General features: G+C 33.2%; 14 protein-coding genes. All 14 read right to left on the bottom strand.

The annotated features are described in order from the left end of the window. Window positions 1-6: 6 nt before the first annotated feature. On the bottom strand, window positions 7-942 hold the full coding sequence (locus JOC75_RS14945; RefSeq protein WP_204954812.1) for a sensor histidine kinase: 936 nt from the start codon (window positions 940-942) through the stop codon (window positions 7-9). Window position 943: 1 nt separating this feature from the next. Then, complete coding sequence (locus JOC75_RS14940; RefSeq protein WP_275580327.1) at window positions 944-1,639, bottom strand: response regulator transcription factor; 696 nt, start codon at window positions 1,637-1,639, stop codon at window positions 944-946. Between the two features lie 469 nt (window positions 1,640-2,108). Beyond that, window positions 2,109-2,369 (bottom strand): spore coat protein, encoded by a 261-nt coding sequence (locus JOC75_RS14935; RefSeq protein ID WP_204954811.1) that lies wholly within the window; start codon window positions 2,367-2,369, stop codon window positions 2,109-2,111. Between the two features lie 110 nt (window positions 2,370-2,479). After that, window positions 2,480-2,707 (bottom strand): hypothetical protein, encoded by a 228-nt coding sequence (locus JOC75_RS14930; protein ID WP_204954810.1) that lies wholly within the window; start codon window positions 2,705-2,707, stop codon window positions 2,480-2,482. Window positions 2,708-2,860: 153 nt separating this feature from the next. After that, entirely contained in the window at window positions 2,861-3,664 is an 804-nt protein-coding gene (locus JOC75_RS14925) for a polysaccharide deacetylase family protein (protein WP_204954809.1), read from the bottom strand. A 104-nt stretch (window positions 3,665-3,768) separates the two neighbouring features. Then, window positions 3,769-5,262 carry a methyl-accepting chemotaxis protein gene (locus JOC75_RS14920; protein WP_204954808.1) on the bottom strand — a complete coding sequence of 498 codons (1,494 nt, stop codon included), beginning with the start codon at window positions 5,260-5,262 and terminating at the stop codon, window positions 3,769-3,771. 261 nt (window positions 5,263-5,523) lie between these two features. Continuing rightward, window positions 5,524-6,108: a CBO0543 family protein gene (locus JOC75_RS14915; RefSeq protein ID WP_204954807.1), complete on the bottom strand. Its 585-nt coding sequence runs from the start codon at window positions 6,106-6,108 to the stop codon at window positions 5,524-5,526. A gap of 137 nt (window positions 6,109-6,245) precedes the next feature. Next, the gene (locus JOC75_RS14910) at window positions 6,246-8,612 is read right to left on the bottom strand and encodes a polyprenyl synthetase family protein (RefSeq protein ID WP_204954806.1); all 2,367 of its coding nucleotides are present in this window, start codon (window positions 8,610-8,612) and stop codon (window positions 6,246-6,248) included. A gap of 308 nt (window positions 8,613-8,920) precedes the next feature. Then, entirely contained in the window at window positions 8,921-9,553 is a 633-nt protein-coding gene (locus tag JOC75_RS14905) for a histidine phosphatase family protein (RefSeq protein WP_204954805.1), read from the bottom strand. Window positions 9,554-9,711: 158 nt separating this feature from the next. Further along, complete coding sequence (locus JOC75_RS14900) at window positions 9,712-10,236, bottom strand: response regulator (RefSeq protein WP_204954804.1); 525 nt, start codon at window positions 10,234-10,236, stop codon at window positions 9,712-9,714. Window positions 10,237-10,316: 80 nt separating this feature from the next. Then, a complete protein-coding gene (gene desA, locus JOC75_RS14895; protein ID WP_204954803.1) occupies window positions 10,317-11,351 on the bottom strand; it encodes a Delta(5) desaturase DesA in 1,035 nt (344 codons plus the stop codon). A 374-nt stretch (window positions 11,352-11,725) separates the two neighbouring features. Then, window positions 11,726-13,204 carry a protein adenylyltransferase SelO gene (locus tag JOC75_RS14890; protein ID WP_204954802.1) on the bottom strand — a complete coding sequence of 493 codons (1,479 nt, stop codon included), beginning with the start codon at window positions 13,202-13,204 and terminating at the stop codon, window positions 11,726-11,728. Continuing rightward, the gene (locus JOC75_RS14885; RefSeq protein ID WP_204954801.1) at window positions 13,201-13,716 is read right to left on the bottom strand and encodes a glycosyl-4,4'-diaponeurosporenoate acyltransferase CrtO family protein; all 516 of its coding nucleotides are present in this window, start codon (window positions 13,714-13,716) and stop codon (window positions 13,201-13,203) included. Before JOC75_RS14885 ends, JOC75_RS14890 begins: the two co-directional genes overlap by 4 nt. Then, window positions 13,713-14,831, bottom strand: a complete 1,119-nt coding sequence (locus tag JOC75_RS14880; protein ID WP_204954800.1) for a glycosyltransferase family 2 protein — start codon at window positions 14,829-14,831, stop codon at window positions 13,713-13,715. Before JOC75_RS14880 ends, JOC75_RS14885 begins: the two co-directional genes overlap by 4 nt. Window positions 14,832-14,835: the final 4 nt, after the last annotated feature.

Here is a 14,835-nt window from a genome sequence, read left to right as displayed (position 1 = left end):
CCATTCTTAATAGTTCAGTTTAGTAAATTTTAATATAAATTCTGTTTTTTCATAAGGTTTGCTGTTAAGGAAAATCTCTCCGCCTAATTCCTCGACTAATTTCTTTGTTATTGTAAGTCCTAGTCCACTGCCTTGATATCGTTTGTTTCTTGAATCCTCAAGAGTGTACATTCTTTCAAAAACAAAGTCTTTATGTAATTCGCTTATTCCTTTACCTTTATCCCAAACATCTATAAAAGCATATTTAGTATCTTCTCTTAATGTAAGTCCAATAACATTTCCGTCCATTCCATATTGGATCGCATTTGAAATTAAATTATTAAGAATTCTATTCAGAGCCTCATCATTCCCCATTGAATAGATAGCTTTCTCAGGAATCTGGATATCTACTACTATATTTTTTGCAGAGATAACTTCATAAAAGGACAAAATACTTCCTTTGCAAACTTCACTGAGATTTACTCGAGACAATGGAATTTCTATATCACCTGATTCCAGCTTAGCTAAATCAAAAAACTTCTGAAGCAATTCCGAAACTTCAATTGTTTTCGTTTCAACTTTTTTTAGTAGCTTTTCTCTTTCTTCTATGGAAAGCTCTGTATCATAAAGCATGATTTCAATTGTCCCATGAATAACAGTAAGTGGGGTTTTCAGGTCATGAGTAATATTAGCTAACATTTTTCTAGTAGAGATTTCTGATTTATTAAAAGTAGCAATGACCTTTTGGTTATAACTCAACATTCTGTTAATCGATATTAATAATGAACGTAGGTCTTGGTCTTCTGTCTGAAGTAGTATTTTTTCTTCTGAGTTATTTTCCATAATAAGATTTAATTTCTTCTCTATGTATTTCAACTGACATCTGATTTTATTATTATCTCTAGCCAATTTTAAAATAATCATTAACAAAATTATGATAATAGCAACTAAGCTAAAAATCATTTTAAAAGTCTCCTAATTTATAACCAATTCCCCACAATGTTTTAATATAAGTTGGGGTGGATGGATTATCTTCGATTTTTTCTCGCAACCTTCTCATATGAACATTTATAATATTTTCATCTCCATAGTAATCTTCTTTCCATACAGAAGAATATATCTGTGCTTTAGTAAAAACTTGCTTAGGATGAGTAATAAACAATTTCAAAATATGAAATTCCTTGGAAGTTAGCTTTAACTCTACTTCTCTCTTATGTACAGAAAAATTGTTATAATCAATCATTAAATCACCAATGTTTACAATATTAGATTTCCCCTTTTCATTTATCTCGTAATATGTTGCTCTTCTAATCGCGGCACGTACCCTTGCAATTAACTCAATCATTGAAAAAGGTTTGGCAATATAATCATCTGCACCAAAGCCAAGTCCTAAAGCTTTATCAACATCTCCATCTTTTGCAGACATAATGATTACAGGAATTAGACTTTTTTCTCTAATATCTTTTAACAAATCAAACCCATTTAATTTAGGTAACATCAAATCTAAAACAATTAAATCAAATGGTTCTTGTCTGAATTTCTCCACTCCTTCTTCTCCATCAAAAGCTGTAACTACAATAAAACCCTCCTTTTCAAATTGCACTCTTACCATTTCACTTATGGAAAGATCATCTTCTATTAGCAGTATTTTTTCTCCCATTTCGTCTCTCCATTCCCAACCCATTTTTATACAATTATTATAACATTATGGGTCTTATTTCATGGATATATGGTGAAAAATGTTTCAAATGGAGATTAAATATTCTCCATCATCTAAAAAAAGACGCTAGAACATCAATTAAGTGATTAACAAAAATACCGAATAAAGTAATAGCTTTTGGATGAAATATACGTAGACTCCTATGGATGAAAGTCATCGGTTAGACCCACAGTGCTTAGAAAAGGAGGTATTGCCAGCTTCCAACAAAAAGCGGAGTACATTTTAGGGGCGTCGTAACTACACTTACAACCATCATTCCCGTTTCTATTTTGTTAAAATACTTTTGTCCCAGCTTCTTCTAATTTATCAATAGTAAAATTCCAATTTATTGCGAAGCTAATTCAGTTGTGAAATTTATCTTCAATATGAATTTAGTACTTTAACCAGAGGATTTATTCAGTGGACAAATTTAGTGCAGTATGAGCTGTTTTTTGGTGTCATGTGGATTGTAATAGCCTTTTTCGATCATGTAGCTAGAGATTTGTTCATGAAATTCAATTTCATCATCTAAATGAAGTTTTAATGTATTTCTCACTTCTTTCGTTGCTGCTTCAGTAATAGCTAAAGAGTAATTTTTTATCTCAGGTTTTGCTGTCATTAATATATCAGTCGCAATAACCTGATCAGTCATTGGAGCCATCCCTGTTAGCTTTTCAATAAATTGATTCATATTTAAACCCTCCCTTTCAATTTATTCCAAGTTAATATGTTAAATGGTTGTTTAATTCTTCAATATGACGACTTGTCATAGTAACATCTTGTTTCATAATCGCTTTTAATTTAGGATCTGTAACTAAACCCTGAATAATAGAAGCCTTTGTTAAGCTGCTGCTTCATTTGACTTACTGTTGTCTGACCCTGCTGAATGCTTTGTTCTAGTAATGTCTTAAGCTCAGGATTTTCCACCTCATTCAATCTAGATTTTGCCTGAATAAGACAAGCTCCTTTGAAATTTATAAGCTCGCGCATATCAGTTACCTCATGAACTCCAAATTTCATACTCTCCATTTTGATCACCTTAATTCATCCTTCACCTTAAGTAGTTTCTTATTAATTCATTTTGCTTATTCTTGTATTTGAATTGAGTATCTCAATGTAATATAATTCCACAAAAAAAGAATAAAGAGCTTTTACCCTTTATCCTCTTTCTAAATCCTATTTTCACTTTTTATAAGGTATATTTAATAATTCAGGAACAGTTTTAAATGCCATACCTTGTTCCTTTAAAGCAGGGATTATTAGCTGAAGAGCTTTTATCGTATTTGTACGATCAGCATCCCATTCTCCTCCGTCGTGCATAAGAACAATTGCACCAGGCTCAAAGTTACTTAACACATTATAGGATATTACCTCTGGAGGTGACTCGCGCCAATCTAATGAATCTACTGACCAGCCAACAACTGTATAATCCATTCCTTTTAGCTTTTCTACTAGTTCGTTATATAAAAACCCATATGGAGCCCGAAATAGCTTAGTTCGATAATTTATTTGTTTGGCTAACACTTCTTCAGTAGTTGAAACTTCTCTTTCAAGTGTATTTATATCTGCTTCTTTTACAAGATTAGGATGCCAATAAGTATGATTTCCAATCACATGTCCTTCTTCAACAATCCGTTTCACTATATCAGGATATTTTTCTACCCGTGCCCCCATCAAAAAGAAGGTTGCTTTTATATTGTTTTCCTTCAGGATATCTAAAATTTGCGGAGTAAAACGCGGATCTGGTCCATCATCAAATGTTAAAGCAACACTATTGTCAGTTTGTTGACCTCTTAACACAACCGTTTCAGGATACCTTTGCTGTAAGACGATATTTGAAACAGGATATCTAACTCTTTCCTTTTCTTCTGGACCACCTTCTAAATTAGGTATATCTTGTTGTGCATTCGCTTGAGAACTTAGAGATATAAAGATACTTGTAACAAACAGAATCATTACGAAACCCATTAAACTACGTTTTTTCATATATTTCTCTCCCTCTTAATTAATCACAGTATTATTTTTCCATAAAAAAATCCCCTTATCCACTTTATAAAAAGTTAAAATAAGGGAATTTATTTTATTATCTATTATGAAATAGATGTAAGTGATTTCTCGACTGCCTTAATACTACTTACACTTGTTGTGTTAGCATCTAATATATTTTCTAAGGTAGCCATTAACTCCTCTAAAGAAGCACTAGACTGTTCACTGACTGATGCCAACTCTTCAGTAGAGCTATTAATCACTCCTACAGTTGAATTTATTTCTAAAATTAAATTGTTACTAATATCAGCTAATTGGGAGAGATTTACGATAGCCGAATTTATCTCTGAAAACGAATGTTTCGTCTGAGTTGTTACTTCATAACTCTTAGCCATTTGTTCTGCTATATGAATCATTCGGTTACGTGTGTTGTCAGATTGCTTTGTAAATTCATTAAGCTGCTCTGAAATTTGTTCTGCTGATTTTGTTGTCATATCAGACAAATTACGAATTTCATTAGCTACAACAGAAAAACCAAGACCATGCTCTCCTGCTCTAGCTGCTTCAATACTAGCATTCAAAGATAAAAGATTTGTTTGATTTGCAATTTCTTTAATCGTGTTACTAAATTGATTTGTTACGGCTAATTTAGTGTTTAATTCACTTATTTCATCTGACATCCTGTCAATTTCGTCTTTAAAAGTACTAATTATTTCTGTAAGGTCTTGTACTTGGCTTTGGCCATGCTTGGAAAGCTCACTTGTTCCTTCTGTTTCTGCTTTTAAAGTTGTTATTGATTGTAGCATTTTTTCTACTACTTCTGTCATCGATGAAACGGATCCATTAATTTCGACTGTAGCTTCATTTTGAGCATTTACTCCAGAAGCAATTTCTTGAAAGGTTGCATTCATTTCGTGAAATGATTGGTTATTTGTTTCACTCGATTTCGAAACAACTCCCATATTCTTTGTAACGTCATTCACCAATTCAACAATTGCATTTTTCTGTTTACTCTGTGAAGCTAAGAGGGCCTCAGTTTCCTTTCTTGACTCAACCATTTGCTTAGCAAGATGAAGTGTGACTTGTAGCAAAGAAAAGATTAATATCGTAATTAATCCATAATAAATAATATAAGTAATCTTGTCTTCTTGAGAAATAGTTATTACATCAGATTGACCATAAAGTAGATATAACATCATCAAAAATCCATAAACTTGAGTCATTATTGATAACTTCTTATCCATATATATAAGTGCTAATATAATGAGAAAGTAGATTGAAAAAACGTTCGATGCTGCTGGCTGTAAAACTAACGTAATGGTAGTAGACAGGGCAGAACCAAAAACAGCAATATACCTTATGTATTCTATGAACAGCCTTTTAAAATGTAAAAAAGTATAGCTGCCCCAAATAAGTAATTGCATGCCTACTAATAGAATTTGGTGGGTTTCCATTGCAGCTCCCATTGTAAAAATAGCAAATAATGTAAGTGCAGTGACAAATGTAATTGCTTTAAAAACAATTGAATTACGTTTAATAATGTTTTCCTCTAGTGATGTAAGATTATTATTTACCACTTTTTCTTCTTGTTTCTCCATAGTAAATCTCCATTCTCATATTAACTTTTTATTAGATATAGTTAAATTATACTATGTAATTCTATATTTCGACATATTTTTTACAAATAAAAATACTAACTAAGTACATTTACATAGACCTATTATCTAATAACCAACTCCATACAGTAGTTTTAGATATCTTTATCATTATGGAAAAACAAATTTCTTCTATAAAATAAGGCTTTTACCCACCCTAAAAAGAAATGGCTAAAAGCCTATCTGATCCAAAAATAAATTCTACTATTTATAATTTAGCTCTATTTTTTTAAATCTCTTGATTATTAACCAACAAATCACTCCTAGTGCCCAATAAATTGGGAAGGAATAAATATTTCTCCATGTTATTTCCTGATAGATATTTAACACTTCCATTATAGGCTCTGCGATAAAAGCTAAAAATGCTGATAAAATACCGTTTGCAATGAGGAATTGAGAAGCTTTGTCTCCAAAGCGTTGATACACATACATAAAGGGTACGATTACGATCCCAACATCATAAGGATATAATTGTGGAACTAAATATGGAGTCAGTCTTACAGGATAAGTCCAGACCATTGCATTACTTCCAATTGAATCGAGAATAATTGCAGAAACACCATAAAATAAACCAAATGAAGTAATTTCAATTAACCTTTTCTTATCAATAAATTTCCACCATGTAATTGGGGCCAACACACTAAGAATAACTAAAAACCACCATCTTGCTGTTAAAAAGTTATGAGTTTTCCAATATTGATTAAGATTTTCAAAATATGTTTTCTCAACTTCTATTAAATGATCTATAGGTGAGGAATTTAGTGTGTATAAATTAATAAGCTCGAACATAAAGATTTACACCACATTTTTCTTTTTATAATCTATTCTGTCCAAAAGGGAAGATATGTAAGCAAATATAGTACAAAAGTGTGGACTAAATCAAAAAAACAAACACTCATTGAGTATTTGTTTTTTGTGTTTATTTTCTATTTTTCCCTGTGTACAATGTAATTTACTAAATGCTTTAAAAATGTTGTACTACGAGGTATATGCTGCAAAGATTCAATTGCGGTACAATAGTGTTCCCACATCATCTTTTGTGCACCTATTGTTCCTAGAATCGATACAAAGGTTGAGTTGTTGTTTTCTGCATCTTTTCCAACAATTTTCCCAAGTACAGTAGAATCTCCCTCAACATCAAGAAGATCATCCTTAATTTGGAACGCTATCCCCGCATGATAAGCAAATTTTTTCATAGCATCTATTTCTAGTGTTGGTACATTAGCAAGAATAGCTGGCATAATAAGAGAAGCTTCAAATGCTAATCCTGTTTTATAATAGCTCAACATATTCAACTGTTCCTCTGTTAATGGCTTCCCTTTAGAATCCAAATCCATAATTTGACCTTTACACATGTCCTCGGTTGTTTTTGCTGAATACTGAATTAGCCGAAGAACAGACTTCGTGTCAAATGTATCAAGAGATGCTTGTTCCCAGATTGCCTTTTGTGTTAAAAAGAGACCTGTTAACTCTGCTGTTGCAATATTATAAACTTCATGTAACGTTCGATGTCCTCTTCTAATTGATGCATTATCCTGTGACGGAAGATCATCAAAAATTAAAGAAGCTGTATGCATATATTCTAGTGATCTCAGAAGTGGTGTTATGGCAGACTTATCAAGACCATATTCGTCTACACCCATGATCCAGGTTATGATTGGCCTCAATCGTTTACCATCACCTTTTAAGCTATAGTTCGCAGCAGCAGTTATTGGATCATTGATCATTGATTCGTCATCAATTCTCTCAATAGGTAGGATTTTATTAATCTCTTTACGAACTCTTTCGATCGTTTCCGAAAAGGTGTCCTGCTCTTTTTGATCGTCTCTTAAATTTGTAACCATGTGATCTCGTAGCAGTTTGTCAAAAAAATCAACATCATCAGCATTTTTAACAAGTGTTTGAATAAGATCATTGAAATTTGTGTTTCCAGTCATAAATAACTCCATGACTTCGTTATACTTTTTCTTACCCATTTTTTCTTTATATCTTTTCAACCCATTTATTGCACGATTCAAGATAATTTCACGTGTCTTAGAGTCTGATTTATAAACATTATGAATCAAATTTGAGATAACTGCCCAATATAATTCAAATGGGTTAATAAGATCAGATCGTTTATCATGATATGTTAGAAAATAGGTATATGGAGTGACAGCACCCTCGTCCAAATCATCGAACATATCGGCAAAGTCATCTGCAAGTTGATTGTAAATACCATAATAAAATGTTCGTTCATCAAAGCCCTCATCTTCTTTTGCACTTATAACAGATCTGATAATCAAACGTGATGAAGAGGATTTCAAAATGATCGGGATATAAAGCTCTTCGTTCGTGTAGGTAGGATCAGACAGATGCTTTAGCCGATCATCTTCCTGTGATTGAAAGAATATATAAGATTGCTCAAAAAATGAAGTAATTGTATCTTGGTGCTGATTATCTTTAATATATTGGAATGCAGCTTTTAGTTCAGCGTGAATATAAGATATTAACTCCTTATTTTCTCCTGACCATTCGTTAATGTCTGGTACAACCCCTGTTAAAAGTGATGTTCGAATCAACCGTGAATATTGCTCCTCTTCATAGGCGGATAAAATTTTAGCATCAAGAAGATCATCGATAAAGGGATATGTTAGGCCATAGCAATACCCAAGCCTAATCGCTACATCAAGCTGCTTTGAACGGTCCTGTGGGGTTACATCCTCATCCATTTCTTCATTCACATGCAGTATAACTCCAGCAATAATTTTAATTAGCTTCCGCTTTGCATGTGCAGCATCCATTCCCTCTGGGATATTTGCTGATACAGTTTTTAATTTATTCATTAACCAAATAAATGTAGCTTCTACATCATCTTTTTGTGCCATCCTGTATAACATAGCCATACTAAAATCTGTCTTTTTTTCTCTGTCTATTAATCTAGTTTTTAAATTGTTAACAACTTTTCTAATTTTATCTTGCGTTTCAGGTGTATCCAATGCTTTGCCGAGATCACGCATATAAATGTAAGAAATGCTTCGATCAAGATAGCTATCAAGCTTACCTGTATAATTTAACCACTGAATATAATTGTGATAGTCATTGGAATCCGGTTTACCTCTTCCTCTAGAAAAAATGGAAAACAACGAGGTATGACGAATATGATTTTGCTTCCATTGTTGAAAATCCTCTGTCAGGTTAGAAACATAGGTCTTATTCGTAACTTGCTCATAAAGCGAATTAAAATAAACAGCAGCCCTCTGCTCACCCAGCTCATAACATGTATCAGCATTCTGTACTAATTCCTCATTCATACACACATTACCTCTACTTAATGAATTTCTTATCTATATATAACATCTTAAAGGGTGCCTGTCACGCCCCGTTTTTTCTTGTTTCACAAATGTTCCACATGTTTCTAGGTTAAGCAGTCTTATATTTCAGAAAAAACCCCTTATTTCCTAGATAAGGGGTTTAACATTATACATCTAATTCATATTGAGGGAATTGTTACAATATAACTACAATGTTCGAGAGTATTGATTATTTCAATAGATTCAACTACTATAAACACTCAGTTAAACCATTAATAGCTCAAAAAACTCTTCCCCCTAAAACTTTGCTAAATATACTTCTGACCATTTTCTCTAAAAGATGTATCAGCTATTGTTTCAATTTCAGATTTTCCCTTTAAATAACTTACAATAGTTACACTACAATTTTCATGTAAAGTGAATTTTTTACTCTGTGTCAGTTGAATAATATAATTTCCAATTGTTACTCCATGTGAAAAGATCAGTATGTTTCCGCCTTTTACTGAATGTTTCTTCACAATGTCTTTAATTGCATTTTCTGTTCTTTCAAATAACTGTGAATAAGATTCACCTTCTGGAGCTGAAGCATGTAAATCTAGGCTAAATAATGTTTTTAATGCATCTCCATATAAACTTGAAATTTCTTCTTGTAATAAAGATTCAAAAACACCAAAGTTCATCTCTTTAAGACGCGTATCAATCGATAATGGTATATCACGATCCCCAATAGCGAATTTAGCGGTATCAAGGACTCTTTGACTATCACTAGAATATGCTGCTTCAAAAATGGTATTAGTTAAACTCCTTCCAACAGACCTTGCCTGCATAATACCTTTTTCAGTTAGTGGAGAATCACAAAAACCCTGCATTCTTTTTTCCACATTATATTGCGTTTCACCGTGGCGAATAAAATAAAGTGTGACTTTTTTCTCGTTACTCACAATGGCCACTCCTTCTGTTTTGGTTACTAATATCCACAACAACCGTATACATTAAATTCTACATGAAAACACCTAAATATAGTTATCTTAAAGTGAATTTTCACAACACAAAAAAGGAGAATAGTATCTATCCTCCTTTTTATAATCATAAGACTTATTTAACCTGCAGGTAGTTTCATTTTTTCCTTAATAGTCGTCAAATAGCTTCTGACAGTTCCTAACGTTTTATTATGTTGTTTAGAAGTGTCAGTACTGTTTTTATTACTGATCAATGAATTATCATTTTTACTATCATCTTGATTTTCATCTATTAAATTCGGAGAATATATCCGGATTTCATTCATAATGCTTCGAATTGCCTCAGTTAGTTCCTCACTAGGAGTATCCTTTAAAAGATAGCCTCTTACATCATGATTGATAATTTGTTGAAAGCTGCCTGTTTTTGCAAATGTCGTTAATACCATAACTTTACTATGATGAGGCTTTAATTGTTCTACAATACCTGTTTCAAACATATCTAAATCCATTAAACATATATCAGGTTGAAGTTCGTTAACAAGTGTAAGAACTCCCTCTACACTACTTTCTTGCCCGACCACTTTCATATCATCCTCTAAATCGAGCAGGGATCCTATTGTCCCTAACACTAACTCATGATCCTCTGCTATAACAACTGTAATCATTTATGTTCTCTCCTTATGGGTGTTACTAAGTAAAGATTCTCCTTTACTAGTGAAAGGAGAATCGGTCAGGGCTTCTAAAATTAAAGCTCAGGCTTTGGTTGAGTTGAACGTGAATTTATAGCTTTCCGAGCCACTGACTTCACATCTCTAAAGCTAACAAAATTCTTAGTATCCTCATCCCAAAGACGGAAACGAAGTGATTTTAAGCTTGTTGCAAGTGAAATGGTTGGTACATTTTGTAATGGTTCTGTATTATTATGAGCTTCTTCAAGCTTATAGTTAGGCACTCTTGGGCTCAAGTGATGAACATGGTGATAACCAATGTTACCAGTTAGGAATTGCATAAATTTAGGCAGTTTATAGAAAGAACTTCCTTCAACAGCTGCTAAAACATATTCCCATTCACTATTCACTTCAAAATAAGAATCCTCAAATGTGTGTTGTACATAAAACAACCAAATACCTACAGAACCTGAAATCATGAAAATTGATCCTTGCACAAGTAGGAAAGATTGCCATCCTAATGTTACACAAAGAATTGCTACTAAAGCTGCAATAATTACATTTGTTAAATATGTGTTATTACGCTCTTTTTTCCTAGCATTTTTACGATTAAATCTATTTTTCAATAAGAAAACATATATCGGACCTAAGCCAAACATAACAAAAGGATTACGATAGAAACGATAAGCTAAGCGTAGCTTTAGTGGTGCTTCTTTATATTCTTTAACAGTAAGAGTCCACATATCACCTGTTCCACGCTTATCTAAATTACCACTTGTCGCATGGTGAACAGCATGATCATGTCCCCATTGATCAAACGGGAATAATGTTAACACACCCATCATTGTTCCAAGAATTCGATTAGCACGACGACTTTTAAAGAAAGAGAAATGCGTACAATCATGGAATATAATGAAAATCCTTGTTAAAAATCCGGCTGCAATTATGATTGGTACTAAAGCTAACCAATAAGATATTGCCAAGCTTTGATAAGCAAGAATCCACAATATTAGAAACGGGCCAACAGTATTAATTATTTGCCATATACTTTCCTTTGTTGTTGCTTTTTCATAGGGAGCAATTTCTTTTTTCAAAGTTTTAAGATTTGACATTTAGTTAATTCCCTTCGTATGTGATGTTAAGTCTTATTATAGAGATCAAAAAATATCATTGTAAGTAGTAGGTGTCATATGTAGGGTATGACATATGTCATATTAGAACAAAAAAGCCTGTATTCACGGGGTTTTTTCAGTTCCGATAGTTATTATTTCCATTTTTTATTTTACTATTATGTGTTTTTGTCTTCTTTTTCATTGATAATTGGCAAAAGATACTTATAAGATAATTACATGGTTTATTAAGTACTATCCTTCAAGAAACGAAAAGCATAGGTTTCCGAAAAAAGTACAAATAAAAAAGATCTGACTCAACTCTACTAATAATAAAATTCCCTATTAGCAAGTGGGGTCAGACCCTAATTTTAGTATTACGTTCCACAGTAAGTTCGATAAGGTCCTGATGATTCAGGTGGTAACGAACAGTAACTTGGTTCCATAGTGTCTTTATATGGATTTGAAAGTATTTCAAGTAAGTTCTCCATTACACGATAATCTTCATTTTCTACTGCTGCCTTTAATGCTTCTTCAACCCTGTGATTTCTCGGAATTACTGCAGGATTACTACTTTTCATCAATTCAAAGGATTGTTCTAGTGACTCCTCTTGTTTACTTAATCTTTCATGCCATTTTTGATGCCATTCAGAAAATTCAGGTGTATTAAACAAGTCTACATTGCTAGCTTCATTTTTATCATGAGATAAGGCTCTGAATGTATTCGTAAAATCAGCACGTTGTTTTTTCATTATTTCTAGAAGGTTTTCAATCAATGATTCATCTTCTGCTTCTTCTGTAAAAAGACCTAGCTTTGCTCTCATCCCTGTGAGCCAGTTGCTATGATACAATTTTGGAAATTCTAAAACAGCATTCTGTGCTAATTTGAGAGCTTTTTCCTCATCTTCATCTAATATTGGAATCAAGGCTTCAGCAAATCGAGCTAAATTCCAGCCACCAATCTTAGGCTGATTTCCATAGGCATAGCGACCTTGAACGTCAATCGAGCTATATACTGTTGCTGGGTCATATTCATTCATAAAGGCACATGGACCATAGTCAATGGTTTCACCACTGATCGTAACGTTATCAGTATTCATAACACCGTGGATAAATCCAACTAGCTGCCATTTTGCGATAAGTGAAGCCTGACGTTTAATTACCTCATTTAATAGAGATAGATATTTATTTTCATCTGAAGCAAGCTCCGGAAAATGACGCTTTATTGTATAGTCAGCCAAGTCCTTTAATTCTTCAATAGTAGTAAAATTGGCAGCATATTCGAATGTACCAACGCGTAAATGACTAGCTGCTATACGAGTTAAAATCGCACCAGGAAGCTCTGTTTCCCGTATGATCTTTTCTCCAGTTGCCACAACAGCTAAGCTTCTTGTTGTTGGGATACCTAGAGCATACATTGCCTCGCTTATTATATACTCTCGAAGCATTGGTCCAATAGCTGCTCTACCATCACCACCACGAGAATACTTTGTTCTACCTGAGCCCTTAAGCTGTATATCAACTGTTTCACCATTAGGGGTAATTTGCTCACCAAGCAGCAACGCACGTCCGTCGCCCAGCATATTAAAATGTCCAAATTGGTGACCAGCATAGGCCTGAGCAAGAGGTTTAGCATCTTCTAGCTTCTTATTTCCAGCAAACACTGATAAAGTCTCATCACTTTCCAGCTCTTTCGCATTTAACCCTAAAGTCTTTGCCAAATCATGATTAAGAATAATCATCTCTGGCGAACTCACAGGATTTAGCTCTTGAATTGTGTAAAATGATTGAGGCAAACGAGCATAACTGTTATCTATATTCCAACCTATTTGATTGCTCTCTTTACGATTAGTCATGTTATCTCCTTTATTTTTGATTGCGTGCCTGTCACGCCCCGAGATTTGTCGAAAGAATTTCGACAATATCCGGGTCGTGACAGGCACCGAATCAATCGATATCGATTGTATCGCTGAATTATTATAAACGGGATGTTAAAGGAAAATGCATAGATGATCATAATAATTCCTGAGAGTGGATCATTAAATGTGAAGAAAATTGGAGCAGGAAGGATTTGTAGCCAGTGAGATAGTTCTGCTCTTTTTGTTTCAAGTAAAAATCGTTCGATTCCTTCCTTACTTCTAATATTAATATTCTTCTTTTTTATTCCGCCCTTCGTCCAATCTCCGCCATCTGGAAGCTTTTCTTTCCACCTTTTCACTTTTAGTTTCTCATAGATAGGAATTTCCCACTGGTTAACAGCATCAAGAAGGGTGAATTTGTTTATGAAAGCTGCATTAAACTTAGAAGGAATATAAGCCCCAAGCAGATGAATTATTAGCCATAAAAGCACATTAAGTAGGAAGATCATAGCTCTTGATCATCTCCATGCTTTGTCATAATAATTGTGCGACCCTTCCATGATGTATTCTTTAAAACATACGTTTTTAACAATGAAAAACAAAAAACAGCGAGAAAAAAGAGTATATGTAATGGAAATAAAAAAGCATCTAAAACAGTAAAATTGCCGATCACTTTTAACATTTTATAAAATAAAAAAGAAATTGTACTATATATAATAAGAAATATATAAGGATTATCCACTATTATCGTGAAACTGTTTGTTAAAAAAGTAAACAAACTTGAAATCCACAGCACTATAAAAATCATCAAAACAGGCTGTGTCTTTTTTGATCCAGATGCAAAGCTTTTACCCCAGCCTTTAAAAACACTAGAAATCCCATTATGATACATCCTCATATTAATCACATCATATCCACCAATAGCATAAACCGAATTGTTACGTGCAGATGCATGCTGTACAAATGCAAGATTCTCTACAACTTCACCTTTAATCGACTCGTGTCCACCAATGGAAAAATAGCTAGTACGTTTGCAAAGTAAACTTTGGCCAAATCCACCTTTGTTGATCAATCTTTTGCTCAACAAAGGTGTCACAGTCACACCACTAGAGATAAATACAATAAGATGAAAAAAACTAGAAAATTTCTCATAAAACTTTTTCATATGATGATAAGGATGTATGGTTATTATTTCATATTTGCTGCTTTCAAAGAATAAAATAGCATTTTTCATTCCATTTGGTGCAAACCATGTATCTGCATCCACAAACATAAGATAATCACCTTTAGCAACTCTTGCTCCATTCCAGCAAGCCCAAGATTTTCCTAGCCAGCCTTGTGGTAACGGTGGATTATCAACTACCTTAACATTATATTCTAAGGCAATATTTTTTGTTTGATCTGAAGAATGATCATCAACAACAATAATCTCAAGAGGTTGATCAGCTTGAGATTTAATTGAGTTAAGGATTGTACGAATTGTTTCTTCTTCATTTCTTGCAGGAATAATAATAGACAGTGATTTTATAGCACTTCCATCATTCTCAAGATTACCTAGCTTAATTTTCGGTACATGATAGCACAAAATCAGAAATAAACTAATAGCTAATATCCCAGCAATCATCATT

The sequence above is a fragment of the Metabacillus crassostreae genome, from assembly GCF_016908395.1.
GTDB lineage: Bacteria > Bacillota > Bacilli > Bacillales > Bacillaceae > Metabacillus > Metabacillus crassostreae.
Note: the sequence above shows the minus strand (reverse complement) of the source record. Positions and strands in the feature narration are given on the sequence as shown.